A 26,002-nucleotide genomic window follows, 5' to 3' on the forward strand; every position below is an offset into this window, starting at 1 on the left:
TACTCTCTTTTGCATTGCAACAGGGATAGTCTTTCATGTCAGCAGTCACAGAATCACAGCCAGCCAAAAAATGGGCGATGCCCGATACACTGGTGATTATTTTTTTCGTCGCCATTTTAACCAGCCTGGCGACATGGGTAGTTCCGGTCGGGATGTTCGACAGCCAGGAAGTGCAGTATCAGGTTGATGGGCAAACCAAAACCCGTAAAGTTGTTGACCCCCACTCTTTTCGTATTCTGACCAACGACGCGGGTGAAGAGCAGTATCACCGGGTGCAGTTTTTCACCACCGGAGATGAACGCCCCGGCCTGATGAATTTTCCGTTTGAAGGGTTAACCTCCGGCTCTAAGTTCGGCACGGCGGTTGGTATCATCATGTTTATGCTGGTGATTGGCGGCGCATTTGGCATCGTTATGCGTACCGGAACCATTGATAATGGCATTCTGGCGCTCATTCGTCATACGCGGGGTAACGAAGTTCTCTTTATCCCGGTGCTGTTTATTCTCTTCTCATTAGGCGGCGCGGTGTTTGGCATGGGCGAAGAGGCGGTTGCTTTTGCCATTATCATTGCGCCTTTGATGGTACGCTTAGGTTACGACAGTATCACCACCGTGCTGGTCACCTATATCGCTACCCAAATTGGTTTTGCCAGTTCATGGATGAACCCGTTCTGCGTGGTGGTCGCGCAGGGTATTGCAGGTGTCCCGGTGCTCTCTGGTTCCGGTCTGCGTATCGTAGTATGGGTCGTTGCGACCCTGATAGGGTTGACCTTCACCCTGGCCTACGCAGCGCGCATCAAAAAAAATCCGCTTCTCTCCCGGGTACATGAGTCCGACCGCTTCTTTCGTGAGCAGCAGGACGAGGTTGTAGAACGACGCTTCACGCTGGGCGACTGGCTGGTATTGCTGGTACTGACCGCGGTGATGATTTGGGTCGTCTGGGGCGTTATCGTCAACGCGTGGTTTATTCCTGAGATCGCCAGCCAGTTCTTCACGATGGGACTGGTGATTGGCATCATCGGTGTGGTGTTCCGTCTCAACGGTATGACGGTCAACGTCATGGCATCTTCCTTCACTGAAGGTGCGCGAATGATGATTGCTCCCGCCCTGCTGGTCGGTTTCGCCAAGGGCATATTACTGCTGGTCGGTAACGGAGAGGCGGGCGAAGCCAGCGTATTAAATACCCTGCTGCATAGCATTGCCAACGGTATCAGCGGACTGGATAACGCTATCGCTGCATGGTTTATGCTGCTGTTCCAGGCGGTATTTAATTTCTTCGTTACGTCCGGCTCTGGCCAGGCTGCATTGACCATGCCGCTATTAGCGCCGCTGGGCGATCTGGTTGGCGTAAACCGTCAGGTCACCGTACTGGCCTTCCAGTTTGGCGACGGATTCAGCCACATTATCTATCCGACGTCGGCATCATTGATGGCAACGTTAGGCGTTTGTCGGGTGGATTTTCGTAACTGGCTGAAAGTAGGTGCCACGCTGTTAGGCCTGCTGTTTATTATGTCCAGCGTGGTGGTGATTGGTGCGCAGATAATGGGTTACCATTAAAAAATGATTGCCCGGCCTACATGATTTCTCGACGCTGTAGGCCGGATGAGCAGACGTTACTCGGCTTCTTCCTGCTTTTCGGCTTTTGCCCCTTCATTCTTGGCGTTGCGGGTCATCCACAGCGCCAGCGCTTTCAGAGAGTCCGGCGTAAATTCGTCGCAGCGTGCGGTAATTTCTTCCGGCGTAAGCCAGCAAACTTCACTGACCTCTTCTTCCTGTAACGCGAACGGTCCGTGGGACACACAGCTAAACAGCCCACCCCAGACGCGACAATTCTGGTCTTCAAAATAAAACTGACCGTGCTCGGCAAACGGCACGCCCGCAATCCCCAACTCCTCTTCCGCTTCACGGCGCGCTGAGTCCAGTAGCTGCTCGTCAGCCTGAACAACACCGCCAGCGGTGGCATCCAGCATGCCGGGCAAAAAGTCTTTTGTCTCAGTCCTACGCTGAACCAGAATTTTGCCCATACCATCGTGCACCACGATATACGTCGCACGATGGCGTAAGCGCTGCGCCCGCATTTGTTCCCGGCTGGACTGTGCGATGACTTCGTTGTCTTCGTTCACAATATCCACCCATTCCGTACTTGCCAAATGACGCTGTTCCACCATCAGGAAACCTTCTTTTTTCTGGCGCTCTTACGGCGCGTTTATGTTTGTGGGGTAAATTACGGATTAATCTCGATCTGCGCAATAACACTTTGATCATTGAGTGCCATGACGCTGAGAACATTATCATCCAGAATCCCGTAGCTTGCCGCAAAGCCTCCTTTCGGGATGCTTACCGAGCCGGGGTTAAAGTGATAGACATCCCCTTGCAACTCGGCAACCGGCAGATGCGTATGGCCATAAACCAGTACATCTCCCGCGCTGAGCGCTGGCATATTTTGCGGGCCCAAAAGATGCCCGTGCGTCAAAAAGAGTCGCTGGTTTTCTGTCAGAATTTGCTGCCACGGCGCGGTTATCGGAAAATGCAGGAGCATCTGATCCACTTCACTGTCGCAATTGCCACGCACCGCAATAATCCGCGCTGCCAGTTCATTCAACCGCTCTGCAACCTGCGCGGGCGCATAGCCTTCCGGCAACGCATTACGCGGTCCGTGATTTAAAACATCACCCAATATCACCAGCCATTGCGCACCATTTGCGGTAAACAGTTCGAGTACGCGTTCCGTGGCTGGCAACGAACCATGAATGTCCGATGCGAACATCAGTTTCATCACTCACTCCTCGTTGAAAAGTACCTTGTAATGATACTGGATTACGCTTCGATGGTCAGCAGGAACGCTTCGCTGAAAGCGCGATAAAACGCTGAACGGAAGCGCGCTGCCACTGGAAGGTGGCGTATTCCGCAAGCGCTTCTGGCACCTCATCGCCATTAAGGACCAGACGATTAAGCATTAGCGCTAAATCGCAATCAGCGATACACCATTCACCAAATAAATTTTGTTTACCGTGGCTCAGTAAACTGCTCGCAGTGGCGAACAATTTTTCTGCACTGGCTTTTCCGGCTTCGCTCAACGGCGCTTTTTTCACGCCAGCAAAAACTACATCCGTTGAACGTTCTTCACGAATAGGCATCAGATCGCTGCGGATCCACGCCTGCACCTGGCGAGCCCGCGCGAGCTTTTGCACATCGTGTGGGTAGATGCGCTCCCACTGCGGCGGGGCAAAGCTCTCTTCCAGAAACTCAGTAATTGCTGATGATTCGCTTAGCTCGAAATCGTCAATCTCCAGGACCGGCACGCGGCGCGTCAACGCATAACCTTGCCATGAAGGTTGCAAGTGTTCACCGCTGTTGAGATCAACAGTTTTCAGCGTAAAAGGTAGTCCTTTCTCTTGCAGAGCGACATAAACAGACAGCACGTAAGGGGAGAAAAAATTGGCATCTGACCACAGCGTAATTGCAGGTTTGCTCATAACGTCCTCTGAAGTGTATTGGCTTGCCTTCAAAATATAGAGTCTTTCTCTCGCTGTCACTTGATGAAAACTCACGCACGCTAACAGCCTCTATACTTGTAATGACCCGGTTCATGACAAAACGGACGCTGAAAATGATCGATCTCTATTACACGCCATCGCCAAACGGTCACAAAATCACGCTGTTTCTTGAAGAGACGCAGCTGCAATACCGTCTGATTCATGTTGATATCAACAAAGGTAGCCAGTTTCGTCCTGATTTTCTGCAGATCTCGCCGAACAATAAAATCCCGGCCATTATCGACAATGCACCGCAGGACGGCGGAAGCCCGATCAGCCTGTTTGAGTCCGGAGAAATTTTACTCTATCTGGCGGAAAAGAGCGGCAAGCTGCTGAGCGGTGAGTTACGTGAGCGCCACGCCACGTTGCAATGGCTGTTCTGGCAGGTCAGCGGCCTGGGGCCCATGCTCGGTCAGAATCACCATTTCAGTCATTACGCCCCGCAGACGATCCCCTACGCCATTGAAAGATACCAGGTTGAAACTCAGCGCCTGTATAACGTGATGAATAAACGTCTGGAAACCTCCCCCTGGCTGGGGGGCGATCACTACAGCATTGCTGACATAGCCTGCTGGCCATGGATTCATGCCCACCAGCGTCAGCGTATCGACCTCGACAATTACCCGGCGGTTAATAACTGGCATGAGCGCATCCGTACGCGGCCTGCCACGGAACGCGCCATGCAGCAAGCGCAGAGTGAGAAGCGGTAACACGATTCGATTCTCGTGTATCATGAATAGGTTCATACATGGAGGAAACCTGCAATGTCACAACCTGACGCTATTATTCGTATAAAAAACCTTCGTCTGCGCACCTTTATCGGCATCAAAGAAGAGGAGATCCTTAACCGCCAGGATATCGTCATCAACATTGCCATTCATTATCCGGCAGACAAAGCCCGTATCAGCGAAGACATCAACGACGCGCTGAATTATCGCACTATCACCAAAAGCATCATTGCGCACGTGGAGAGTAACCGCTTCTCACTATTAGAAAAATTAACTCAAGATGTGCTCGATATCGCACGCGAACATCACTGGGTCACTTATGCTGAAGTAGAGATCGATAAACTTCACGCATTGCGTTACGCCGACTCAGTATCCATGACGCTGAGCTGGCAGCGCTAAACGTAACCCGGGAGGCGACATGCAGATTCTGATTACCGGCGGTACTGGCCTGATTGGACGTCATCTGATCCCCCGCCTGTTCGAACTGGGGCATCAGATAACCGTAGTGACACGTAACCCTGATAAGGCGCGTCAGATTCTCGGCTCTCGGGTCACGTTGTGGAAGGGGCTGACAGAGCAGCAAAATCTCAATGGCATTGATGCCGTGATTAATCTTGCCGGAGAGCCTATTGCAGATAAGCGCTGGAGCGCTGAGCAAAAGGAGCGTCTGTGTCAGAGTCGCTGGGGCATCACGCAGAAACTGGTCGATTTAATCCACGCCAGCGAGACGCCGCCCGCGGTGTTAATATCCGGTTCCGCTACCGGTTACTACGGCGATCTGGGCGAAGTTGTGGTCACGGAAGAAGAGCCGCCGCATAACGAATTTACCCATAAACTGTGCGCCCGCTGGGAGCAAATTGCCAGCACAGCGCAAAGTGACAAAACCCGCGTGTGTATGTTGCGTACCGGCGTGGTATTGGCCTCTGCTGGCGGGATTCTGGGGAAAATGGTCCCACCATTTCGTCTTGGTTTAGGCGGCCCGATGGGTAACGGACGCCAGTATCTGGCCTGGATCCATATTGATGATATGGTCAACGGCATTATCTGGCTGCTGGATAACGATCTTCGTGGCCCCTTCAATATGGTTTCACCTTACCCGGTACACAATGAGCAGTTTGCCCACGCGCTGGGCCATGCCTTAAACCGCCCAGCCATTCTGCGCGTTCCCGCTGGCGTAATACGTCTACTGATGGGCGAGTCTTCCGTGCTGGTTCTCGGCGGACAGCGGGCGTTACCCAAACGTCTGGAAGCGTCCGGTTTCGCGTTTCGCTGGTACGATTTAGAAGAGGCGCTAGCGGATGTTATCCAATAGTTACTAAGCGCTATTCACATTCGCCGTTGCGATGGTAAGGTTATAGATCTGACTTCCGCAATGGCGACGTTATGGCAAAAATATCGACTCCCCGTCTTACCCTCTCTTTGTTTCAATTTTCTGACTGGTCATTTTTCCAGAGATTACGTGAAAGCCCTGAAGTCATGCGCTATATGGGCGACATCGCCCCAGCGAAGGATACGCGTCTGTTATTCGCCAGACGCCTTGCCGCACAGCAAACATTTGTTATTCGCGAGCATAACAACCCGACGCCGCTCGGCGATATTGGTCTGCAAATCAGTCATCTTTATCCGCATGAGGCCGACCTCGGTTACGCCATCATGCCACATGCACAGGGGAAAGGTATTGCCAGCGATGCCGTGAACGCGGTGTGCCAATATGCCTTTGAACATGCTGGCGTCACGGCGATAAATGCTTACGTGCTGGCAGAGAATAAGGGTTCGATACGTGTTCTGGAAAAGACAGGCTTTGTACGAACGCAGGTGCTGGAAAAAGCGTATGAGATTAATGGGATCGCGCACGACGACTGGGTTTATCGCCTGGAGTGCGATGCGTTAAAGCGGTAGGCCCGGAAAGCATGGCGCCTCCGGGCAACTGAATTACTTCAGCGATCCTTTGAGGAACTGCTGCAAGCGTGGGCTTTGCGGGTTGCCGAATACCTGCTCCGGGTCACCCTCTTCTTCGATTTTCCCCTGATGCAGAAAAATCACGTGCGTGGAGACATTTCGGGCAAACCCCATTTCATGGGTCACGACCACCATGGTTTTCCCCTCTTCGGCCAGTTGCTGCATAATGCGTAGCACCTCGCCGACCAGCTCTGGGTCAAGCGCCGAGGTGGGTTCATCAAACAGCAACACCTCCGGTTCCATCGCCAGCGCACGCGCAATAGAAACGCGCTGCTGCTGACCACCAGACAAATGCACCGGATATTTGCCCTGCGCTCGCTCATCAATACCCACTTTAGCCAGATACTTCACCGCGCGTGCGCGGGCTTCCTGCTTGCTCAGTCCCAGTACCTGAATCGGCGCTTCCATGACGTTTTCCAGCACCGTCATGTGGCTCCACAGATTAAAGTGCTGAAAGACCATGGTTAGTCTTGTGCGCAGCAAACGCAGCTGATTTTTGTCCGCAACCTTGAGCTGGCCATCTTTGTCTCGCACCAGACCAATGTTCTGCCCACTGACGACAATGGAACCAGCACTCGGTTTTTCAAGAAAGTTAATGCAGCGCAGAAAGGTACTCTTACCGGAACCTGACGAGCCGATAATACTGATGACATCACCCGCATTAGCCTGCAGCGAAACCCCTTTCAGCACTTCATGTTCGCCGTAGTGCTTATGTAAATCGATAACGTTTAATTTATTCTCAGACATCGTGTTACTCGAATTATTTAGAGGATACATGCTGCAACCAGCGTTTTTCCGCTTTACGGAACAGACTGATCAGGACATACGAAATAATCAAATACAGCACCGCGGCAATACCGAAAGCGGTAAACGGTTGATACGTTGCCGAGTTGATATCGCGGGCAATTTTCAACAAATCAGGCACCGTGGCGGTAAACGCCAGCGCCGTGGAATGCAGCATTAAAATCACTTCATTGCTGTATGCCGGCAGCGCAATACGCAGCGCGGAAGGCAAAATTATGCAGCGATACAGTTTGAATGACGAGAAACCGTAAGCGCGCGCGGCTTCAATCTCGCCGTGCGGCACAGAACGAATCGCCCCGGCGAAAATCTCCGTCGTATAGGCGCAGGTATTCAGCGTCAACGCCAGTACAGTGCAATTCAACCCGCTGCGGAAAAATGCGTTGAGGAAGTCCGTTCCTTTGACTATCTCCAGCGTATACATCCCGGAATAAAACACCAGCAGTTGTACATACAGCGGTGTCCCACGAAAAATATAGGTGAATAACCAGATGGGAAACTGAATAAATTTATTACTGGAAACGCGACCAATCGCCAAAAACAGCGCCAGTATCCCGCCCATCACCACCGACGAAATCAGAAGCCACAGGGTGATAGCCACGCCAGTAAAGCGGTATCCGTCGGTCCACAGCAGGGACTTCCAGTATTCCTGAATAATCTCAATCACAGGTCAGCCCTCTTCACACCCACGGAGTAGCGGCGCTCAAGGTACAGCAGCACACCATTAGAAACTGTGGTAAACACCAGATAGATGACCCCGCACACGACGGCAAAATAGAACGGCTCCCAGGTACTTTTCCCGGCAAGCTGAGTCGCTTTCACCACATCTTCCAGACCGAGCAGCGATACCAACGCAGTGGCTTTGAGAATAACCTGCCAGTTATTACCAATTCCCGGTAAGGCATAGCGCATCATTGCCGGGAACATAATGCGGCGAAAAATTTGTGAACTGGTAAAGCCGAATGCCGTCGCGGCTTCAATATGGCCTTTGGGCACAGCCATAAACGCGCCGCGGAACGTTTCCGTAAAGTAGGCCCCGTAGATAAATCCGAGCGTGATTATCCCCGCTACCATCGGATCGATATCAATCTGGCTGACCCCCATTGCATCGGTAATGGTATTCAGCGCGATTTGTAATCCATAGAAGATGAGCAACATTAAGACCAGATCGGGCACGCCGCGGATAAGCGTGGTGTACGCTTCGAAAATAAGCCCCAACGCCCGGCTTTGCGACAGTTTTGCTGCCGCGCCGACAAGGCCTATCAGAACCGCCAGCACCACTGAACTGAGCGCCAGCTCAAGCGTAACAATTGCGCCCTGTAAAATAACACCTGAAAAGCCATACAACATGCTGCCTGTCCTGTCGTGTGTGGTGGAGTAATAAGCCTCTTTTGATTTCAGACTAACCGTTCAATGCCGGATGGCGGCTTTGCCTTATCCGGCCTACAAAATCAATGTAGGCCGGATAAGCGCAGCGCCATCAGGCATAAATTTAACGCGTCAAAAATCTACGGGCTTTATCAGCACCTGCGGTGATTAACCGCCGTAAACATCAAAATCGAAGTACTTTTTAGCCAGCTTCTCGTAAGTGCCGTCGGCGCGCATCTCAGCAAAGGCTTTATTCAGTGCTTCGCGCAGCTCGTTATCGTCTTTACGCAGTCCCATACCGGTACCCACGCCAAACAATTTCTCGTCTTTCACAGACGGGCCGCCGAATTTGTAATCTTTACCAACTGGCTGTTTCAGGAAGCCTTCGCTGGCAGCGACTTCATCCTGGAATGCGGCGTCAATACGCCCGGCTGTCAGGTCAGAATAGATGTTGTCTTGTCCCTGATAGGAGACAATTTCAATGCCTTTTGGCGCCCAGTGTTCGTTGCCGAACGTTTCCTGAGTGGTACCCTGCAGCACGCCGACACGTTTGCCTTTCAGCGATTCAATGGTCGGCTGAATAGCAGAATCCTTAGCGACAACCAGACGCGAGTCAGCTGCATAAAGCTTGTCGGTAAACGCGATTTCCTGCTGACGTTTTTCAGTAATGGAAAGCGAGGACATAATCGCATCGATTTTCTTCGCTTTTAGCGAAGGGATCAGCGCATCCAGCGGGTTTTCCACGAAGGTACATTGTGTATTAATACGTTTGCATAGCTCTTTAGCCAGATCGATATCAAAACCGACTAATTCACCCTGCGCATTTTTCGATTCGAACGGCGCATAAGTAGGATCGGTGCCGATACGAATTTTTTGCGGAATGGCTGCAAATGCTGCGGTAGCACTGGAGAAAGCCAGGACCAAAGAAAGAGACAACACCAGTTTTTTCATAACTATCCTCAACAGACTGTCTTTTATAGGGGATCTTTACAGGACCAGGTGCAGTTATCGTGCCATTAATCAGGCCGACAAGGCAAAGCATTCTACCTTGTCGGCGGTATTTATTTGCATGAAAAGCGCTTAAGTATGCACTCATGCTTATTAAGTCAGCGATAAAGGCACCAAAACAGTGCACTGAATTTATAATGCACCGTAATGGTTACCCGCAATGGTGCAGCCAACGCCCCCACGTCGATGAATTAATCGCCGTAGACATTAAAGTTAAAATACTTACTCGCCATTTTGTCGTAGGTGCCGTCTTTGCGCAGTTCACCCAGCGCTTTATCGAAAGCCGCCTTCAGCTCCGCATCATCTTTGCGCAAGCCAATCCCGGTTCCGTCGCCAAAGTATTTTTTATCTTTAACTGAAGGACCGGCAAAAGCGTAGTCTTTACCTGCCGGTTGTTTCAGGAAACCTTCGCTGGCCGCGACTTCATCCTGCAATGCCGCATCCAGACGTCCCGCCGTCAGGTCAGAATAGATCAGGTCCTGGTTCGCGTAGGCCACCACATCCACGCCTTTGCTGCGCCAGTTATCATTGGCATAGGCTTCCTGAGTAGAGCCTTGTAGTACGCCTACGTGTTTACCTTTGAGGGAGTCCAGAGTCGGTTGAATCGGCGAACCTTTCGCGGCGATCAAACGAGAATCTGCGGCGTAAAGCTTGTCTGAGAAGGCAATCTCTTGCTGACGCTTCTCGGTGATGGAAAGCGAGGAGATGATGGCATCAATTTTTTTCGCTTTCAGCGACGGGATCAGCGCATCAAAGTCGCTGGCAACCCAGGTACATTTGATCTGCATGCGCTTACACATCTCATTTCCCAGATCGATATCAAAACCGACGAAATCGCCTTTGGCATCTTTAGAGGAAAAAGGTGCATACGTGGTATCTGTACCAATACGAACTGTCTGCGGAAGTGCTGCGTAGCTGGCCGCGGTTGCGGAAAGTCCTACCAGCAAAGACAAAGCAAGAACCGTCTTCTTCATACATAACCCTCAAGTGGCGTAATTTTATTATGTTTTACGTTGTGTTGTGTGTTTGCAGACTTTTTCATGCAGGTCTTATGCCATTTTCGCGTCGTTGAGGATATTCGACGTTAAATATGTTAATAAAACGTTGCAATATTGTCCTGATTTTGAAGATAGCAGGTCTGACGGTTGAAACGCAGCGTTTCGTTGAGTTTTGACGAATTAAATGTTGAGGATATGATCGCGGTTACAAAATTGCCCTGAAACAGGGCAACGGATGTTTCTTTGCACCCTGATGGAACGGCTTACGCCCCTTGCCAGCGGGTGAAGAGGTCATGAGGAAGGGAGATATCAAACTGGTCGAGGACACGATTAACCGTTTGATTAATCACGTCATCGAGGGTTTGCGGGCGATGATAAAACGCCGGCACCGGTGGCATAATCACCGCCCCAATTTCTGCCGCCTGCGTCATTAGCCGCAGATGCCCCAGATGCAATGGCGTTTCGCGCACGCACAGCACCAGCGGACGACGCTCTTTCAGGACCACGTCAGCCGCACGGGTGAGCAGCCCATCGGTATAGCTATGAACGATGCCAGAAAGCGTTTTAATTGAACAGGGCAGGATAACCATCCCGGCGGTCTGAAAAGAGCCAGAGGAAATACTGGCGGCGATATCGCGCGTATCGTGAGTCACATTCGCCAGCGCCTGCACGTCGCGCACAGAGAGATCCGTTTCCAGCGCCAGCGTCTGCCGGGCAGCGGCGCTTATCACCAGATGGGTTTCCACATCAGTAACGTCACGCAAAACCTGCAGCAGGCGCACGCCGTAAATAGCCCCACTTGCGCCAGAAATACCAATGATGAGTCGTTTCATGTTTAATCGCCCTTGCTTGCTTCAGGGCCGACTTTGCAGGAATTTATGGGGAGTTGCAAGCAAGGGTGCGGATTGCGCCCTTGCTTGCGAGCAAACATTAACCTTCGTTGTGCATCTCAAGGTTTTCCGCTTCATTCTGACGCAATATCGCTTTGGCATCGTCATTACGCAGGGAATCGAGGAAATCGAGATACTGCTGGTCAACGTCTTTGGTGACATAGACGCCGTTAAACACTGAACATTCAAACTGCTGAATATCTGGGTTCTCAGCGCGAACGGCCTCAATCAGATCGTTCAGGTCCTGGAAGATAAGCCCGTCTGCGCCGATTATCTGACGAATCTCGTCCACTTCGCGACCGTGGGCAATCAGCTCCGTCGCCGTCGGCATATCGATACCATACACGTTCGGGAAGCGAATTTCCGGTGCGGCAGAGGCCAGATACACCTTCTTCGCCCCAGCTTCACGCGCCATCTCGATAATCTGTTCTGAGGTGGTGCCACGTACGATAGAGTCATCCACCAGCAGCACGTTCTTATCACGGAACTCCGCACGGTTGGCGTTCAGTTTACGGCGCACGGATTTACGACGCAGCTGCTGGCCCGGCATGATAAAGGTACGCCCCACATAGCGGTTTTTCACAAACCCCTGACGGTACGGCTTGCCGAGAATACGGGCGATTTCCAGCGCGATATCACAAGAGGTTTCCGGAATCGGGATCACCACGTCGATATCCAGATCTTCCCACTCGCGGGCAATTTTTTCGCCGAGCTTAGTTCCCATATTCACACGGGCGCTGTAGACGGAAATCTTGTCGATAAAGGAGTCAGGACGCGCAAAGTAAACGTATTCGAACAGGCACGGATTGCTGACCGGGTTATCGGCGCACTGGCGGGTAAACAGCTGGCCTTTTTCGGTGATGTACACCGCTTCGCCAGGTGCTACATCGCGCAGGAATTCAAAGCCCAGCGTATCCAGCGCCACGCTCTCGGAAGCCACCATATACTCGGTGCGACCGTCGCCAATATCGCGTTTGCCCAGTACCAGTGGGCGAATACCGTTAGGATCGCGGAAGGCAACCATACCGTGGCCAATAATCATCGCCACGCAGGCATAGGCGCCACGGATCTGGCGGTTGGTTGCCGCAATGGCCGCAAAAATATTGTCTGCTTCCAGCGGGTAATGGCGGAAGTTATCCAGTTCGCTGGCGAAAATATTCAGCAGGATTTCAGAATCTGAAGTGGTATTGATGTGGCGGCGCTTTTCTTCAAACAGCTTTTTACGCAGCTCATGCGCATTGGTCAGGTTGCCGTTATGGGCAAGCGTGATGCCATACGGTGAGTTAACGTAAAAAGGTTGAGCTTCGGAGGCGCTGGAGCTGCCAGCCGTTGGGTAACGCACATGACCGATGCCCATATTGCCCTGCAAACGCTGCATATGGCGCGCTTCAAAAATATCGCTCACCATTCCGTTTGCTTTACGCAAGCGGAAGCAGTTGTTGGCATCAATAGTGATGATGCCCGCAGCATCCTGACCACGATGCTGGAGCACCGTTAACGCGTCATAAATCGACTGGTTTACCGGCATAACACCGGCGATACCGACAATACCGCACATACGTCTTTTCCTCGTTCAGCAACGACCCAAAGTTTATACTTTGGGCAAGAAACTTGACGAGCTTTGCAGATAGTCAAAGAACCATCTGATGATGAAACTGAACTGCGGGATCAGCTGCGACTTACTCCAGTCTTCACTTTTCGACAGACCGGTAAACGTATCGAGAAAGAACAGTATGGCGGCGACGATCAGCGCTCCTCGCAGAGCACCAAAGCAAACCCCCAACACCCTGTCGGTACCCGACAAACCTGTTTTCTCTACCAGTTGGCCTATCACAAAGTTAACGATAGCGCCGACGATAAGTGTCGCGATGAACAGTATCGCGATAGCAATCCCATTTCGAACCAGTTCGTCTTCAAAGCCCGTAAACCAGACAGACAGGTAAGTGTAGTAATGGCTGGCGACAAAGAAAGCACAACCCCAAGTCACCAACGATAATGCTTCACGAACAAAGCCACGGATCAGGCTAACCAGACAGGAAAAACCAATCACCGCGATAATGGCGTAATCAATCCAGACCATAAGTGTCCCACGATTTTACGCCCTGTCGTCCTGTTCGGGGCGCATTCTAACAGAAAAAGAAAACGTTTGCGTAGGGATTTCCTTTCCACGCGTAAATAAAAATGGCGCTGAAAAAATCTTCAACGCCATACGGTTTTATGCCTCTTCGGACACTGCCGGATAGCGATGAAAACACCGTATCCGGCCGACATGAGACGGCCCCTTAATTAGGGGTATACCCCATCACAACCCCACTCAGACCAGAGATCTTCTGCAGCTCGCCCAGCGAGTTCTTCAGCTTATCTCTGGAGGCGTCAGGCCCTACGAGAATGCGGGTTATTTTACCCTGTACCGGCGTTGACGGGGAAGTATATACCCGGAAGCCCGCGCCACGAAGTTTACCCACGATCTCATTGACCTTATCCGCATTTTTCAGCGCGCCGAGCTGCACAACATACGCTTTGCCGGTCGGGGCTGGCGCGTCTTCCGCGACTGGTTTCGGTGCTGGAGCAGGCGCAGGGGTTGGTGCCGGTGTGGCGGCAACGGGTTGCGGCTTCGGTTTAGGTTTCGGCGGTTCAACAGGTGCAGGGACAGGATCTAACTCCGCGCTGTTTGCCGTTGCCATGCGCGATGGGTCCAGCGATGGCGCGGCGGCATCGCCCGCGCGCACCTCTTCTGCCGCCCCTTCAGGCGGTTGCGTCGGCAGCGCCTGCGTTGCCGCAGGCATCATGTCCGGTTCGTCGCGATCGCCCGGTTTGGGCACCAGAGGGATCGCAGCAAACTCATCCTGATAATGTTTTTTTTGCCCGTCAAGCAGTCCGGGGAGCACAATCACCCCAAGCGCGACCAGCACAATTGTGCCAACTAATCGATTCTGAAACTTACTCGCCACCGCTTCTCCCCACGTCTATCACTTCCATGACATGTGCGACAGTGTGAAACGATCCACACACCAACACGGTATCTTCTGGCTTCGCCTCGGCCAGTGCCGCAGACCATGCCTGCGCCACGCTGTCATAGGCTTCACCTTTGCCCAGATGTTCTAACAGCTGTTCTGCCGTTGCGCCACGCGGCCCTTCCAGTGGCGCGCAGTACCAGACATCGACCACGCTTTTTAACCAGGCCAACGTACCGGCAATATCTTTATCATGTAGCATACCGATAACTGCAAGTACACGCCCGCTTTTCACTAACTTTTTCAGACGTCCGGTCAGATATTCCGCCGCATGCGGGTTATGGGCAACATCAAAAATCACCCGCGGCGACTCGCTCACAATCTGGAAGCGCCCCGGTAAAATCGCCTGTTTGATTCCGTCACGAATTGCCTGCTCGCTGACGTCAAGACCACTGGAACGCAGCGCAGCCAGTGCGGTCGCAGCGTTCGGTTGTGGAACCTGTGGCAATGGCAGATGCGCCAACGTGCCGTGAGCGTCCGTAAAGGACCAGTCGTTCTCCGTTACCGTATAGCGCCAGTCCACACCACAGCGTTGCAAAATCGCCCCGCACTCTTGCGCCACATCCGCAATAGTGTATGGCATTTCCGGTTCGCCAACGATGGCCGGTTTCTCTGCGCGGAAAATCCCCGCTTTCTCACGACCAATGCTCTCGCGATCCGGGCCCAGCCAGTCAGTATGATCAAGCGCAATACTGGTGACGACCGCAACATCGGCATCGACGATATTCGTCGCGTCAAGGCGACCGCCTAACCCCACTTCCAGAATGACTACGTCCAACTGAGCCTGTTTAAACAACCAAAGCGCCGATAGCGTACCGTATTCAAAGTAGGTCAGGGAAATATCGCCACGTGCGTCTTCAATCTCAGCAAACGAAGCGGTATGCGCGGATTCCGGCAGTTCACGCCCCTGCACGCGCACGCGTTCCGTGTAACGCACCAGATGCGGCGAACTGTATACTCCGACTTTATAACCTGCTGCGGTCAGCACCGATTCCAGCGTACGGCAGGTCGTGCCTTTTCCGTTGGTTCCCGCCACCGTAAAGACAAATGGCGCGGGTTTCAACACACCCAATTTACGCGCCACCTGACTGACGCGTTCAAGGCCCAGATCGATGGTTTTACTGTGCAGGTTTTCCAGATAAGAAAGCCACGACGCCAGGGGCGACGCGGCTTGAGGAATACGTTTATTGTCCATGATGCCTGTAGATTCTTTACGTTGAGAAAAGCAAAAGGGCAGCGCCTGTGGCCCTGCCCTTTTCAGTTATCAGGCCTCTGATTCCTGATCGGGTACCGGAGGTACCACCTCGCCTTCACGCGGCTCATCCGGATTCGGCGCCGGAAGATTCATCAGCTTCGCCAGAATGCTTGCCAGTTTCAGACGCATTTCCGGACGGCGGACGATCATATCGATAGCGCCTTTTTCAATCAGGAACTCGCTGCGCTGGAATCCCGGCGGCAGTTTCTCACGTACGGTTTGCTCGATAACACGCGGACCCGCAAAGCCGATCAACGCTTTCGGTTCGGCAATGTTGAGATCGCCCAGCATCGCGAAGCTTGCGGAAACACCGCCCATCGTTGGGTCGGTCAGTACAGAAATGTACGGTAAACCGCGTTCCTGCATTTTCGCCAGCGCAGCAGAGGTTTTCGCCATCTGCATCAGAGACATCAGCGCTTCCTGCATACGCGCCCCGCCAGAAGCGGAGAAGCAGATTAGCGGACAGTTGTCTTCCAGCGCCTGCTCAACGGCACGGACGAAACGCGCACCGACGACAGAACCCATGGAGCCGCCCATAAACGCGAACTCGAATGCAGCCGCAACGACCGGCATACCGTGAAGCGTGCCTTTCATCACCACCAGCGCATCTTTCTCGCCGGTTTCTTTCTGTGCTGAGGCCAGTCTGTCTTTGTACTTTTTGGAGTCACGAAACTTCAGCACGTCTTTCGGCTCAAGTTCGCTACCCAGTTCCACAAGAGTACCTTCATCTAACAGGCTATGCAGGCGATTGCGCGCCGACATGCGCATATGATGGTCACACTTCGGACAGACCTCAAGATTACGTTCCAGCTCAGCACGGTATAAAACCTGACCGCAGCTATCACACTTGGTCCACACCCCTTCAGGAATGCTTGCCTTGCGGGTGGGAGTAATGTTGCTTTTAATTCGTTCAATCCAGCTCATTGGTGACCTTTCTGCCTGAACCCTAGTCAGCTTTGTTATAAGGGGCGCATAATGCCATTTTTGCCCCTAACAGACCATGAATGTTGCACATTAAAACATAACAGCCCGAAACTTTGGATAAAAAAGTGGTCGAACCGCTGAGTTACTTTCTATTTTGCAGCCCGTGACGCAGCCCGTTTATGACGAATTACTTCAATCACACCCGGCAATACGGAAAGGACGATAATCGCCACAATCAATAATTTCAGGTTTTCCTGAACGATGGGCAGATCGCCAAACAGATAGCCTGCATAGGTGAACAGCAATACCCACAGCAGTGCGCCTACAACGTTATACATCGCAAAGTGGCGGTAGGACATGTGTCCCATACCGGCAACAAATGGCGCAAATGTCCGCACGATAGGCACGAAACGCGCCAGGATAATCGTTTTTCCGCCATGACGCTCGTAGAACGCATGGGTTTTATCCAGGTAGCTGCGACGAAAAATTTTGGAGTTCGGGTTACTAAAGAGTTTTTCACCGAACAACCGGCCAATCGTATAGTTCACCGCATCGCCGACAATCGCAGCCACAATCATCAACGCCACCATCAGATGAACATTGAGATCGTTAGTTGGCAGCGCAGAAAGCGCGCCAGCAACAAACAGCAGTGAGTCCCCCGGCAGGAACGGCGTCACTACCAGCCCGGTTTCACAGAACAGGATCAGAAACAGAATCGCGTATACCCAGATACCGTATTCCGCGACCAGCTCTGCCAGGTGCACATCAATGTGCAGAATAAAATCGATAAGAAAGTAAATCAGGTCCATAGTTTTGCCTTTATACGACTCAAATTAGTCCGCCAGAAATAGCGGGCCCATTGGCGGTTTTGGCAGGTCGAACCGGTCAGGGTAATCTACCGCAACCAAATACAGTCCTTCCGCTTTCGCCGTTGCCGCTGCCAGCGTTCTGTCCTTCGCTGCTAACAGTTCTGCTATCCAGCTCTCCGGCTGGTTGTTGGCGCCTACTTCCATCAGGCTGCCGACAATATTCCTGACCATATGATGTACAAAGGCATTCGCTTTAATATCCACCACCACATATGCACCAAAACGTTCAACGTTAATGTGCATCACGTTACGCCACGGTGTGCGCGACTGGCACTGCACCGCACGAAACGAGGTAAAATCATTTTCGCCGATCAGACACTGGGCTGCACGATGCATACGTTCAGCATCCAGCGGCTCATAGTAATGGGTTACCCCTTTGCCCAAAACCGCAGGGCGCAACCGATGATTGTAGATGATGTAGCGATAACGGCGAGCCGTGGCGCTAAATCGGGCATGAAAATCATCAGGTACAGCTTTCACCCAGCGCACGGCGATGTCACCAGGTAAATTCGCATTTACGCCCAACGTCCAGGCGGCGTCTTTACGCACAGCGTGCGTTTCAAAATGCACGACCTGCCCTGTGCCATGAACGCCCGCATCCGTGCGCCCCGCACAAAAGACATTGATACGCTCATTCGCGACCTGAGAAAGCGCTTTTTCCAGCTTTTCCTGAACGCTACGCACTTCGTTCTGGCGCTGCCAGCCATAATATTTGCTGCCGTCATACTCAATGCCCAGCGCAATTTTATGGGTTAGCGGCTGTTGCAGGTCCGACATTAGTACAGATACTCCTGCACCAGTTTCTCCGCAATTTTCACCGCCATCAACGCGCCGCCAAAACGCACGTTGTCTGCCACGGACCAGAACTGAACCTGCTCCGGCATACCGTAATCGTTATGTACACAGCCGATGGAAAGATGTGGCGTACCTGACGCATCGCCAACCTGAGTCGGGAAATCGGTCTCTTCCGACAACGCCACGTCTTCAGCGCGAGAAAACGCATCGCGCGCTTCTTCCGCAGCTAATGGACGCAGAGCTTCAAAATTCACCATCTGCGCGTGACCGTAGAATACCGGTGACTGTACGATGCTAGCGGAGATAAGCAGACCGTCATCCTGCATAATTTTGCGCACTTCATCAACGATACGACGTTCTTCACGCACGCTACCTTCGCGATCTGGCAGCAGCGGCAGCATATTGAATGCCAGCTGGCGACCAAAGAAATCGTCTTCGTCAATCGGGATACCATTGAGCAGTTTCGCACTTTGCCCTGCCAACGCATCCACCGCTTTTTTACCGTGCGCAGAGGCCGACAGAATATTGGTCACCGTAATACGTGAAAGACCACCATCATCAATCAGCGGTTTCAGCGCAGACAACAGTTGACTGGTCAGGCTATTAGGGACCGCAATCACATTGCGGTTGCGGTAATCTGCCAACACGAACGGGTTAACGTCCGGAACCACCAGCGGAACGTCAGGCTCAAGTGCGAACAAACCACTGCTGTCGATAACCAGACAACCGGCATTGGTTGCTTCTTCCACCCATGCAGCGGTGGCCTCAGCGCCCGCAACAAAAAATGCCAGTTGTGCCTGCGTCCAGTCAAAGTCTGCAACATCCTGAACAATGACCGATTTACCGTTAAAACGCAGGTGCTCACCGGCACTTTCGTTACGCGCCAGCGCAAAAATTTCACCGACCGGGAACTGGCGTTCAGCCAGCGTATCGAGCAGGGCTTCGCCTACGGCGCCCGTTGCGCCCAGAATGGCAATGTTCCAGCCTTCAGACATGGTGATTTACTCCAGAAATACATAAGCGTCCCTGTCGCATTATTCGACAGGGAGCATTAAGAAGACATTAATGTGCCGGGTGATGAACAGCGTTAAAACCCAGCTTACACAGCAAGGTGGCTGTCGTCTCGTCGTCACACATCACGTATAAAGACGACCATTCACGGCGCTCAAGATAATTTTTACGCAGTTTATCAAATTCACCCGGAATTCCAGCGACTTTACGCAGCGGCGCATCATCGCGGCGCACATCATACACTAAATGCGCCAACCTTTTCAGCGTTGGCTGATCTAACGGGCCGTGCAACGTGATACGACCGAATTCCGGCGCAGGTAACAGGGTGTTCAGCGCCACGTGCTGCTCGCGACCAATAAACTTGCTATAGGCCTCAAAGACCTGCGTGGTCCCACGTGCTTTTCCTTCCAGGGTATATCCGGCAATGTGCGCGGTGCCGATATCGGCTTTCTCCAGCAACGCCACATTGAGATCCGGCTCGCCTTCCCAGACATCCAGCACCACGCTCAGCGCCTGCCCGGTGTTAAGCCGGTTCAGTAATGCCGTATTGTCGATAACCGGCCCACGGCAGGCGTTGATCAGAATAGTGCCGGGCTTCAGTCGACTCATCAGCGCGTCATCCGCCAGGTGCAGTGTCTTATACGGGCCGTCTTTAAATAGTGGCGTATGGAAAGTCAGCACATCGGCCTGCTGTACCAGTTCGTCCAGCGAGCGGAAATCGCCCTCGTCACCGCGATCGGCTCTTGGCGGATCGCACAGCAAAGTACGGATCCCCAGCGCTTCCAGTCGCGCCTGCAAACGTCCACCTACGTTGCCAACACCGACGATACCCACGGTACGATCGCGTAACGCAAAACCGTCGCGCTCCGCCAGCATTAACAACGCTGAAAAAACATATTCTACGACCGCAATCGCATTACATCCGGGCGCTGCGGAAAAACCGATTCCCGACTGCGCAAGCCAGGCCTCATCCACATGGTCCGTGCCTGCGGTTGCCGTACCAACAAATTTAACCGGTTTTCCGCTGAGCAGTGATTCATTGACTTTCGTCACCGAGCGCACCATTAAAGCATCCGCATCATCCAGTTCAGCAACGGGAATCGGACGACCAGGAACCGCTTTGACCTCCCCCAAACGACTGAACAGTTCGCGGGCATAGGGCATATTTTCATCAACGAGGATTTTCACGTCTTTCGCACCTGTTTGAGAACGAGAGTTAACCGGGCAAGTGTGCCATAATCTCGCCGCCAGGCATACTGCGAGACCTGGTCAGCACAGATTTAAGGAACAGAGACGATGCAGCCCATTTCAGGTACGCCCGCTCGCCCTCCCGGCGAAGGCCAAAATGTCCCCTCCGTTGCAGGTGAGCAACCGTTATCCACGTTACAACGTACCGTGCTGGAACGGCTGATTACCCGTTTGATTTCGCTCACCCAACAGCAAAGCGCTGAGGTGTGGGCTGGAATGAAACACGATCTGGGCGTTAAAAGTGACACACCGTTGCAGTCACGTCACTTTCCTGCCGCAGAGCAAAACCTGAACCAGCGGCTGGAAGTCGCACAGCAGAACCATGCTAATCGTCAGGTGCTGTCGCAGCTTACTGAACTGTTAAGTCAGGGAAATAACCGTCAGGCGGTGAGTGATTTTATTCGCCAGCAGTATGGGCAGACGGCGCTTAGCCAACTCACGCCAGAACAATTGAAGAACGTGCTGACCCTGTTGCAACAAGGTCAGCTTTCAATACCGCAGCCGCAGCAGCGTCCGGCTACCGATCGCCCGTTATTACCCGCAGAGCACAATACGCTGAACCAGTTAGTTACCAAGCTGGCGGCGGCTACGGGAGAATCCGGTAAGATGATCTGGCAATCTATGCTGGAGCTGTCTGGGGTAAAAAGCGGAGAGCTAATCCCCGCCAAACAATTTACGCATCTGGTCACCTGGCTGCAGGCGCGCCAGACGCTCAGTCTGCAAAATGCCCCGACGCTACAAACGCTGCAGGCGGCGCTGAAGCTGCCGTTAGAGCCCAATGAGCTGACGGCAATCAAAGAGTACGCGCAGCAGACATATCAGATCCAACCACAATCGATTCTGACCACAGTTCAGGTGCTGGACTTGCTGAATCAAATCTTCCTGCGCCGCGTGGAACGTGACCGGGAGCAGGAATTAAACGATCCGCGCCATCCCCAACCCATTTACAGCCCGTTCGCGCCGATGATTGAAACGGTTAAATCACTGTCGGCACGACCGGGACTAATATTTATTGCCTTGATGATTGCGTTAGCCATTTTCTGGCTGGTCGCTTAGCCTTTTCGCAGAGTCAGCAACGTCACAACAATCCCCACCACGGCGGATATCGCCCCGGCAAGGAATACCGAGGGATAACCGTACGCGGTGGCCAGCACCCCGGCGACAGGGCCGCTTACGCCGTAGGAGATATCCTGAAATGCGGCGTAACCGCCTAACGCCGTACCACGAACCTGTGCTGGCACGCGCTTCACAACCTCAACGCCCAATGCCGGGAAGATAAGCGAACACCCGGCCCCGGTTAATGCCGCCCCGAGCAGAGCAACCCAGGCAGAGGGAGCCTGCCACAGCAGGATCAGGCCCGCAGTTTCAACCAGCAATGAAACAACGGCGACCTTCACGCCGCCGAACCGGTCCGGCATCCAGCCAAACAGAATGCGCATCAGCACAAATGCCCCGCCAAACGCGGTCAGGGTGAATCCAGCCATCGTCCAGCCATTGCTGACAAAATAAAGCGAAATAAACGTACCGATGACAGCAAAACCCACGCCCTGCAATGCCAGACCCAGGCCCGGTTTCCAGATAAGCCCGACCACGCTCCACAGTGAAGGTCGTTCCCCGGCATGCGCAGGCACTTTACGAACGGTGCCGTTGAATGCCCAGGCCAGCAGCGGTAATACCATCGTGGTTCCCGCCAGCGCCGCAAAGCCGAAGTGGCTATGGATCAGCAAGCCCAACGGCGCACCGGCAGCCAGCGCACCGTAAATCGCCATCCCGTTCCACGACATCACCTTACCGGAACGCGTAGGGCCAACCAGCCCCAGTCCCCAGGTCAGGGTTCCGGTGAGCAGTTGGCTTTCGCCAAAGCCGAGGATCAAACGCCCGACGATTAACAACGCAAATTTCACCGGGACAGAGACAGGCAATAGCGCGGCTAAAAGCCACGCCGCCCCCGCCAGCGCACAGGCAAACATCCCCTGTAGCGCCGAACGTTTAGCGCCATATTGATCGGCTAAGCGCCCGGCGTAGCCGCGGGTTAAGACCGTTGCCAAAAACTGTACGCCTACGGCGATACCAACCATGGTGTTGCCATAGCCCAGCTCGTGGTGCACAAACAGAGGAATGACGGGCAAAGGCAGACCGACCGTCATGTAGGTCAGAAAAACCGCAAAAGCGATACGAAACAGCGAAAAGTTCGCCGACGGTGTTTTTTCTTGTTGGGTTACTGCTGTCATGCGTTACTCCAAAATGCAGAGTAAGGCGAGGAATGCCCACGCCCCCTCTACCTGACTTTCAGGATTAAGGTGCGTTGGATAACGTTAAACGCTTACGCATTATCAAGAGGATAATGTTGAAGCTGGAGTCTGCCTGTGAGGGGCCCGGGCTGTCAACTGTGAAAACATAGCTACACGTATCAAAACGATGACTTGTCTACAAACAAAAAGGGAAATACAGCGTCAATTCCCTTCGTTCTGAACAATCCGGTTACCTGTTCACGCTGCTGCGGCGTCAGGAGCCGGAACATCATATCCCAAATCTCTTTGGGCTCGGCTTCCTGCACGATGTTACGATCTGGCGCTTCTGTTTGCTCATTTTTATTCAGATACGAGCGGACATATAGCGGAAACACAGAAATATGAAATTCCTCAGCCTTAGACTTCGCACGCTTACGTTTGACGCCCTCTTTTCCTTCACTGTAGGTATTTAAGCGCAAGCGAACGGCTGGTGCGCTTCTCGGAAACCCAGGCAATTCAAGACACTCCTTCACCGTAAACCACTCTTTTACCATCAGTTATTTTCCTTTCTGCTGATGAAATAAAAATATTTTTTCTTTTGCGCGAAATTTCAGATTAATTCTGGCAATATTCCAACGTCAAAAAGAAAGTTACATTCTTTTTGGCTTTCTAATTTATACCCTGAAAAATATCGGCGCCGATAACACATCTTCTTAGGATTACAGAATGGAACAAAAAAGCCAAGACTGGCATCGTGCAGATATTAAAAGTGCACTGGAAAAAAGAGGCATTACGCTCAGAGAATTGTCACGTGCGGCAGGCTTATCTCCAGATTCGCTGCGTAATGTATTTACCCGCAACTGGCCGCGCGCAGAACAGATCATCGCACAGGCACTGGAAACCACACCGGACGTGATTTGGCCGTCACGCTATCTTTCGAAATCAAGAAAAAAACGGTTATAAAGAATAAACATAAATTATAAATTTATCACCAATAATTTACCAAACGGATTAATTAATATTTCAAGTAAATGTATTTTCGATATTAATAGCACTATCGGTCATTCTCGTCAGATTAAATCCTGTTAAAGCAATACACGAACTTATTAAATATTCTCTTAACAGGAGTCGTGATGAGCTGGGATAAAACAGCAGCAACAAATTATGCAAAATCTCATGCAGGCAGCCATTCTCAAAAGCGTTGTGCAGAATTTACCCGTAAAGCCATTCAGGCCGGTGGTATCAATCTTGGGAATACCTACCATGCTAAAGATTATGGACCGTTGTTAAAAAACGCAGGATTCCGTCCTATCGGTACATATGAACAGCCCAGAGCTGGAGATGTCGTCGTCATTCAACCTTATGAGGGAGGAAACCCAAGCGGTCATATGGCGATATTTGACGGTCAGGAGTGGTACTCCGATTTTAGACAACGTGATATGTGGGCGGGACCAGGCTATCGGGCGGCAAAACCTTCATACACTATTTACAGGAAGTAGTAATGAAAGCGTTCCCATTGATTGCTCTGGTTTTGTTACTTTGTAGCTGTTCTTCATCACGCAGTGACAGCACTCAGGATGTTAAACAATTCTATCTCGCGTGGATGTCCGCCTACACACAAGATCGAGATACGTCCGCGCTCATGCAACGTTATGTGGCGAAAGACGTTATCGACCGTCTGGCGCTGATTGACAGCCTTTACGAGCAGGAAATAATAAATTCTGACTATTTTATGTACGTGCAGGATTACGACCCTGAATGGATCCCGCGGCTACGGGTTGGAGCAGCTCAACACTTTCTCGGTGGCGAAAAGGTGGAAGTACAATTAGGTGGGCCAGCAGGCGAAGCGCCCATGCAACTGGAAGTGTATACGCGTTGGGAAGAGGGTCGCTGGAAAATTTATCGCGTGCGGGATCTGGATAATCAATTTGAACAGCCAATCTACAGCACTGGTGATATCACACGAGCCAAAGCCTGGTCGGCGGAAATCGCGCCGGAGTACGAAAAAATGAATAAATAAAAAAGGGAGCCATCAGACTCCCCTTTGCATTTTATTTTGCAGACTTACGCTTTCAGCTTACGCATAACCAGCGTAGCGTTGGTACCGCCAAAGCCGAAGCTGTTGGACATTACGGTGGTCAGCGCCTGCTCGGTCGGTTTGGTCACGATGTTCAGACCCGCCGCCTGCTCGTCCAGCTCTTCAATGTTGATGCTTGGCGCGATAAAGCCGTGTTCCAGCATCAGCAGAGAGTAGATGGCTTCCTGCACGCCAGCCGCGCCCAGTGAGTGACCAGTCATCGCTTTGGTTGCAGAAATTGCCGGGCTGTTGTCGCCAAACACTTCACGGATTGCGCCCAGCTCTTTCACGTCGCCTACCGGAGTAGAGGTACCGTGAGAGTTCAGGTAGTCGATCGGGGTGTCGACGCCATGCATCGCCATCTGCATGCAACGTACTGCGCCTTCGCCAGACGGGGCAACCATGTCTGCGCCATCAGAGGTAGCGCCGTAACCGACGATTTCCGCGTAGATATGTGCGCCACGAGCCAGAGCGTGTTCCAGCTCTTCAACCACCACCATACCGCCGCCGCCTGCGATAACAAAACCGTCGCGGTTTGCATCATAGGTACGGGAAGCTTTAGACGGATCGTCGTTATATTTGGTAGACAGCGCGCCCATGGCGTCGAATTCACACGCCATTTCCCAGCACAGCTCTTCGCCGCCGCCAGCAAACACGATGTCTTGTTTACCCAGTTGAATTTGTTCTACTGCGTTGCCGATGCAGTGCGCAGATGTCGCACAGGCAGAGCTGATGGAGTAGTTTACGCCGTGAATTTTGAATGGCGTTGCGAGGCAGGCAGAAACGCCGGACGCCATCGCTTTGGTGACCACATACGGGCCAACCGCTTTCAGACCACGCGGGCTACGCATTGCGTCAGCGCCGAACACCTGAAAACGCGGGGAACCGCCGCCGGAACCTGCAATCAGGCCAACGCGCGGGTTATTCTGGTAATCTTCTGCAGCAAGACCGGCATCCGCCACAGCCTGCTCCATGGAAAGGAATGCATAGATGGATGCGTCGCTCATGAAGCGCACTACTTTGCGGTCAATGAGGCCAGTGGTATCCAGTTTTACGTTGCCCCATACGTGGCTACGCATGCCGGAGTCCTTCAGCTCCTGAGAGAAAGTGATCCCTGAACGTCCTTCACGCAGAGATGCCAGGACTTCCTGCTGGTTATTACCGATGCTGGAAACGATGCCCAAGCCAGTAATCACTGCACGTTTCATTCAATACCTCTGTAAGTCGCACTATTTTAAAGTTTCGAGTGGCACAATAGCGTACACTTGTACGCCGAACAAGTCCGATCAGC

The 26,002-nt window shown here is 52.5% G+C and carries 30 protein-coding genes; 9 read left to right on the plus strand and 21 right to left on the minus strand.

Translation table 11 applies throughout. The features are described 5' to 3' along the window. The first annotated feature begins 35 nt into the window (after positions 1-35). Positions 36-1,556 carry a putative basic amino acid antiporter YfcC gene (gene yfcC / locus FHD02_RS08570; RefSeq protein ID WP_042307085.1) on the plus strand — a complete coding sequence of 507 codons (1,521 nt, stop codon included), beginning with the start codon at positions 36-38 and terminating at the stop codon, positions 1,554-1,556. A gap of 56 nt (positions 1,557-1,612) precedes the next feature. On the opposite strand, the gene yfcD is transcribed toward yfcC, so the two are convergent. The 3 genes from yfcD to yfcF are packed head-to-tail and all read right to left on the minus strand — an operon-like array spanning position 1,613 to position 3,475. After that, complete coding sequence (yfcD, locus tag FHD02_RS08575; RefSeq protein ID WP_042307083.1) at positions 1,613-2,167, minus strand: NUDIX hydrolase YfcD; 555 nt, start codon at positions 2,165-2,167, stop codon at positions 1,613-1,615. 56 nt (positions 2,168-2,223) lie between these two features. Beyond that, positions 2,224-2,775, minus strand: a complete 552-nt coding sequence (gene yfcE / locus FHD02_RS08580; RefSeq protein ID WP_220393803.1) for a phosphodiesterase — start codon at positions 2,773-2,775, stop codon at positions 2,224-2,226. Between the two features lie 55 nt (positions 2,776-2,830). After that, entirely contained in the window at positions 2,831-3,475 is a 645-nt protein-coding gene (gene yfcF / locus FHD02_RS08585; protein ID WP_220393804.1) for a glutathione transferase, read from the minus strand. A 134-nt stretch (positions 3,476-3,609) separates the two neighbouring features. Here yfcF and yfcG point away from each other — a divergent pair, with 134 nt between their 5' ends. The 4 genes from yfcG (at position 3,610) to FHD02_RS08605 (ending at position 6,162) form a co-directional block, all read left to right on the plus strand. Beyond that, positions 3,610-4,245: a GSH-dependent disulfide bond oxidoreductase gene (gene yfcG / locus FHD02_RS08590; protein WP_137360998.1), complete on the plus strand. Its 636-nt coding sequence runs from the start codon at positions 3,610-3,612 to the stop codon at positions 4,243-4,245. Between the two features lie 54 nt (positions 4,246-4,299). Continuing rightward, positions 4,300-4,662 (plus strand): dihydroneopterin triphosphate 2'-epimerase, encoded by a 363-nt coding sequence (folX, locus tag FHD02_RS08595; RefSeq protein ID WP_038642324.1) that lies wholly within the window; start codon positions 4,300-4,302, stop codon positions 4,660-4,662. 19 nt (positions 4,663-4,681) lie between these two features. After that, complete coding sequence (locus FHD02_RS08600; protein ID WP_220393805.1) at positions 4,682-5,575, plus strand: TIGR01777 family oxidoreductase; 894 nt, start codon at positions 4,682-4,684, stop codon at positions 5,573-5,575. A 71-nt stretch (positions 5,576-5,646) separates the two neighbouring features. Beyond that, the gene (locus FHD02_RS08605; protein WP_137360959.1) at positions 5,647-6,162 is read left to right on the plus strand and encodes a GNAT family N-acetyltransferase; all 516 of its coding nucleotides are present in this window, start codon (positions 5,647-5,649) and stop codon (positions 6,160-6,162) included. Positions 6,163-6,195: 33 nt separating this feature from the next. On the opposite strand, the gene hisP is transcribed toward FHD02_RS08605, so the two are convergent. The 15 genes from hisP to pdxB form a co-directional block, all read right to left on the minus strand. Then, positions 6,196-6,969, minus strand: coding sequence for a histidine ABC transporter ATP-binding protein HisP (gene hisP, locus FHD02_RS08610; RefSeq protein ID WP_038642330.1), 774 nt, complete (start codon positions 6,967-6,969; stop codon positions 6,196-6,198). Between the two features lie 13 nt (positions 6,970-6,982). Next, entirely contained in the window at positions 6,983-7,690 is a 708-nt protein-coding gene (gene hisM, locus FHD02_RS08615) for a histidine ABC transporter permease HisM (RefSeq protein ID WP_006683637.1), read from the minus strand. Further along, positions 7,687-8,373 carry a histidine ABC transporter permease HisQ gene (locus FHD02_RS08620; RefSeq protein WP_038642334.1) on the minus strand — a complete coding sequence of 229 codons (687 nt, stop codon included), beginning with the start codon at positions 8,371-8,373 and terminating at the stop codon, positions 7,687-7,689. The genes hisM and FHD02_RS08620 overlap by 4 nt, the downstream gene beginning before the upstream one ends. Positions 8,374-8,559: 186 nt before the next feature. Then, positions 8,560-9,342: a histidine ABC transporter substrate-binding protein HisJ gene (gene hisJ / locus FHD02_RS08625; RefSeq protein ID WP_003028120.1), complete on the minus strand. Its 783-nt coding sequence runs from the start codon at positions 9,340-9,342 to the stop codon at positions 8,560-8,562. Between the two features lie 248 nt (positions 9,343-9,590). Next, on the minus strand, positions 9,591-10,373 hold the full coding sequence (argT, locus tag FHD02_RS08630; protein WP_006683634.1) for a lysine/arginine/ornithine ABC transporter substrate-binding protein ArgT: 783 nt from the start codon (positions 10,371-10,373) through the stop codon (positions 9,591-9,593). A 287-nt stretch (positions 10,374-10,660) separates the two neighbouring features. Next, entirely contained in the window at positions 10,661-11,230 is a 570-nt protein-coding gene (locus tag FHD02_RS08635; RefSeq protein WP_220393806.1) for a UbiX family flavin prenyltransferase, read from the minus strand. Between the two features lie 97 nt (positions 11,231-11,327). After that, positions 11,328-12,845 (minus strand): amidophosphoribosyltransferase, encoded by a 1,518-nt coding sequence (gene purF / locus FHD02_RS08640; protein ID WP_005129677.1) that lies wholly within the window; start codon positions 12,843-12,845, stop codon positions 11,328-11,330. A 33-nt stretch (positions 12,846-12,878) separates the two neighbouring features. Continuing rightward, the gene (cvpA, locus tag FHD02_RS08645) at positions 12,879-13,367 is read right to left on the minus strand and encodes a colicin V production protein (protein ID WP_006683632.1); all 489 of its coding nucleotides are present in this window, start codon (positions 13,365-13,367) and stop codon (positions 12,879-12,881) included. Between the two features lie 202 nt (positions 13,368-13,569). Next, positions 13,570-14,238 carry a cell division protein DedD gene (gene dedD, locus FHD02_RS08650; protein ID WP_137360960.1) on the minus strand — a complete coding sequence of 223 codons (669 nt, stop codon included), beginning with the start codon at positions 14,236-14,238 and terminating at the stop codon, positions 13,570-13,572. Beyond that, positions 14,228-15,496: a bifunctional tetrahydrofolate synthase/dihydrofolate synthase gene (gene folC, locus FHD02_RS08655; RefSeq protein WP_137360961.1), complete on the minus strand. Its 1,269-nt coding sequence runs from the start codon at positions 15,494-15,496 to the stop codon at positions 14,228-14,230. The genes dedD and folC overlap by 11 nt, the downstream gene beginning before the upstream one ends. Positions 15,497-15,565: 69 nt before the next feature. Then, the gene (gene accD, locus FHD02_RS08660) at positions 15,566-16,480 is read right to left on the minus strand and encodes an acetyl-CoA carboxylase, carboxyltransferase subunit beta (RefSeq protein WP_006683629.1); all 915 of its coding nucleotides are present in this window, start codon (positions 16,478-16,480) and stop codon (positions 15,566-15,568) included. Between the two features lie 149 nt (positions 16,481-16,629). Then, positions 16,630-17,289, minus strand: coding sequence for a DedA family protein (locus FHD02_RS08665; RefSeq protein WP_003028140.1), 660 nt, complete (start codon positions 17,287-17,289; stop codon positions 16,630-16,632). A 24-nt stretch (positions 17,290-17,313) separates the two neighbouring features. Then, positions 17,314-18,126, minus strand: coding sequence for a tRNA pseudouridine(38-40) synthase TruA (gene truA / locus FHD02_RS08670; protein ID WP_042307062.1), 813 nt, complete (start codon positions 18,124-18,126; stop codon positions 17,314-17,316). Next, positions 18,126-19,139: an aspartate-semialdehyde dehydrogenase gene (locus FHD02_RS08675; RefSeq protein WP_042307061.1), complete on the minus strand. Its 1,014-nt coding sequence runs from the start codon at positions 19,137-19,139 to the stop codon at positions 18,126-18,128. The genes truA and FHD02_RS08675 overlap by 1 nt, the downstream gene beginning before the upstream one ends. Before the next feature lie 67 nt (positions 19,140-19,206). Further along, on the minus strand, positions 19,207-20,343 hold the full coding sequence (gene pdxB / locus FHD02_RS08680; protein WP_220393807.1) for a 4-phosphoerythronate dehydrogenase PdxB: 1,137 nt from the start codon (positions 20,341-20,343) through the stop codon (positions 19,207-19,209). A gap of 108 nt (positions 20,344-20,451) precedes the next feature. On the opposite strand from pdxB, the gene flk reads away from it, so the two are divergent. Further along, positions 20,452-21,459 carry a flagella biosynthesis regulator Flk gene (flk, locus tag FHD02_RS08685; RefSeq protein ID WP_137371505.1) on the plus strand — a complete coding sequence of 336 codons (1,008 nt, stop codon included), beginning with the start codon at positions 20,452-20,454 and terminating at the stop codon, positions 21,457-21,459. Here flk and FHD02_RS08690 read toward each other — a convergent pair. After that, a complete protein-coding gene (locus FHD02_RS08690; RefSeq protein WP_061382126.1) occupies positions 21,456-22,634 on the minus strand; it encodes an MFS transporter in 1,179 nt (392 codons plus the stop codon). The two genes, flk and FHD02_RS08690, sit on opposite strands and share 4 nt — an antisense overlap. A gap of 179 nt (positions 22,635-22,813) precedes the next feature. Continuing rightward, on the minus strand, positions 22,814-23,188 hold the full coding sequence (locus FHD02_RS08695) for a DNA-binding protein (RefSeq protein WP_137360967.1): 375 nt from the start codon (positions 23,186-23,188) through the stop codon (positions 22,814-22,816). 172 nt (positions 23,189-23,360) lie between these two features. Here FHD02_RS08695 and FHD02_RS08700 point away from each other — a divergent pair, with 172 nt between their 5' ends. The 3 genes from FHD02_RS08700 (at position 23,361) to FHD02_RS08710 (ending at position 24,654) form a co-directional block, all read left to right on the plus strand. Then, entirely contained in the window at positions 23,361-23,597 is a 237-nt protein-coding gene (locus FHD02_RS08700; protein ID WP_220393808.1) for a helix-turn-helix domain-containing protein, read from the plus strand. 170 nt (positions 23,598-23,767) lie between these two features. Next, positions 23,768-24,133: a CHAP domain-containing protein gene (locus tag FHD02_RS08705; RefSeq protein ID WP_137360969.1), complete on the plus strand. Its 366-nt coding sequence runs from the start codon at positions 23,768-23,770 to the stop codon at positions 24,131-24,133. Between the two features lie 2 nt (positions 24,134-24,135). Continuing rightward, a complete protein-coding gene (locus FHD02_RS08710) occupies positions 24,136-24,654 on the plus strand; it encodes a YbjP/YqhG family protein (RefSeq protein WP_137360970.1) in 519 nt (172 codons plus the stop codon). Positions 24,655-24,698: 44 nt separating this feature from the next. On the opposite strand, the gene fabB is transcribed toward FHD02_RS08710, so the two are convergent. Next, positions 24,699-25,919: a beta-ketoacyl-ACP synthase I gene (gene fabB / locus FHD02_RS08715; protein ID WP_038642358.1), complete on the minus strand. Its 1,221-nt coding sequence runs from the start codon at positions 25,917-25,919 to the stop codon at positions 24,699-24,701. Between the last annotated feature and the right edge of the window lie 83 nt (positions 25,920-26,002).

It is taken from the genome of Citrobacter sp. EC_71 (genome assembly GCF_019584005.1).
GTDB classification, from domain to species: Bacteria; Pseudomonadota; Gammaproteobacteria; order Enterobacterales; family Enterobacteriaceae; genus Citrobacter; species Citrobacter werkmanii.

Excerpts from the sequence above, each read along its gene's own strand:
- yfcC (WP_042307085.1), top strand. The coding sequence starts at position 36 with ATGTCAGCAGTCACAGAATCACAGCCAGCCAAAAAATGGGCGATGCCC.
- yfcD (WP_042307083.1), bottom strand. The coding sequence starts at position 2,167 with ATGGTGGAACAGCGTCATTTGGCAAGTACGGAATGGGTGGATATTGTG.
- yfcE (WP_220393803.1), bottom strand. The coding sequence starts at position 2,775 with ATGAAACTGATGTTCGCATCGGACATTCATGGTTCGTTGCCAGCCACG.
- yfcF (WP_220393804.1), bottom strand. The coding sequence starts at position 3,475 with ATGAGCAAACCTGCAATTACGCTGTGGTCAGATGCCAATTTTTTCTCC.
- yfcG (WP_137360998.1), top strand. The coding sequence starts at position 3,610 with ATGATCGATCTCTATTACACGCCATCGCCAAACGGTCACAAAATCACG.
- folX (WP_038642324.1), top strand. The coding sequence starts at position 4,300 with ATGTCACAACCTGACGCTATTATTCGTATAAAAAACCTTCGTCTGCGC.
- FHD02_RS08600 (WP_220393805.1), top strand. The coding sequence starts at position 4,682 with ATGCAGATTCTGATTACCGGCGGTACTGGCCTGATTGGACGTCATCTG.
- FHD02_RS08605 (WP_137360959.1), top strand. The coding sequence starts at position 5,647 with ATGGCAAAAATATCGACTCCCCGTCTTACCCTCTCTTTGTTTCAATTT.
- hisP (WP_038642330.1), bottom strand. The coding sequence starts at position 6,969 with ATGTCTGAGAATAAATTAAACGTTATCGATTTACATAAGCACTACGGC.
- FHD02_RS08620 (WP_038642334.1), bottom strand. The coding sequence starts at position 8,373 with ATGTTGTATGGCTTTTCAGGTGTTATTTTACAGGGCGCAATTGTTACG.
- hisJ (WP_003028120.1), bottom strand. The coding sequence starts at position 9,342 with ATGAAAAAACTGGTGTTGTCTCTTTCTTTGGTCCTGGCTTTCTCCAGT.
- argT (WP_006683634.1), bottom strand. The coding sequence starts at position 10,373 with ATGAAGAAGACGGTTCTTGCTTTGTCTTTGCTGGTAGGACTTTCCGCA.
- FHD02_RS08635 (WP_220393806.1), bottom strand. The coding sequence starts at position 11,230 with ATGAAACGACTCATCATTGGTATTTCTGGCGCAAGTGGGGCTATTTAC.
- purF (WP_005129677.1), bottom strand. The coding sequence starts at position 12,845 with ATGTGCGGTATTGTCGGTATCGCCGGTGTTATGCCGGTAAACCAGTCG.
- cvpA (WP_006683632.1), bottom strand. The coding sequence starts at position 13,367 with ATGGTCTGGATTGATTACGCCATTATCGCGGTGATTGGTTTTTCCTGT.
- folC (WP_137360961.1), bottom strand. The coding sequence starts at position 15,496 with ATGGACAATAAACGTATTCCTCAAGCCGCGTCGCCCCTGGCGTCGTGG.
- accD (WP_006683629.1), bottom strand. The coding sequence starts at position 16,480 with ATGAGCTGGATTGAACGAATTAAAAGCAACATTACTCCCACCCGCAAG.
- FHD02_RS08665 (WP_003028140.1), bottom strand. The coding sequence starts at position 17,289 with ATGGACCTGATTTACTTTCTTATCGATTTTATTCTGCACATTGATGTG.
- truA (WP_042307062.1), bottom strand. The coding sequence starts at position 18,126 with ATGTCGGACCTGCAACAGCCGCTAACCCATAAAATTGCGCTGGGCATT.
- FHD02_RS08675 (WP_042307061.1), bottom strand. The coding sequence starts at position 19,139 with ATGTCTGAAGGCTGGAACATTGCCATTCTGGGCGCAACGGGCGCCGTA.
- flk (WP_137371505.1), top strand. The coding sequence starts at position 20,452 with ATGCAGCCCATTTCAGGTACGCCCGCTCGCCCTCCCGGCGAAGGCCAA.
- FHD02_RS08690 (WP_061382126.1), bottom strand. The coding sequence starts at position 22,634 with ATGACAGCAGTAACCCAACAAGAAAAAACACCGTCGGCGAACTTTTCG.
- FHD02_RS08695 (WP_137360967.1), bottom strand. The coding sequence starts at position 23,188 with ATGGTAAAAGAGTGGTTTACGGTGAAGGAGTGTCTTGAATTGCCTGGG.
- FHD02_RS08700 (WP_220393808.1), top strand. The coding sequence starts at position 23,361 with ATGGAACAAAAAAGCCAAGACTGGCATCGTGCAGATATTAAAAGTGCA.
- FHD02_RS08705 (WP_137360969.1), top strand. The coding sequence starts at position 23,768 with ATGAGCTGGGATAAAACAGCAGCAACAAATTATGCAAAATCTCATGCA.
- FHD02_RS08710 (WP_137360970.1), top strand. The coding sequence starts at position 24,136 with ATGAAAGCGTTCCCATTGATTGCTCTGGTTTTGTTACTTTGTAGCTGT.
- fabB (WP_038642358.1), bottom strand. The coding sequence starts at position 25,919 with ATGAAACGTGCAGTGATTACTGGCTTGGGCATCGTTTCCAGCATCGGT.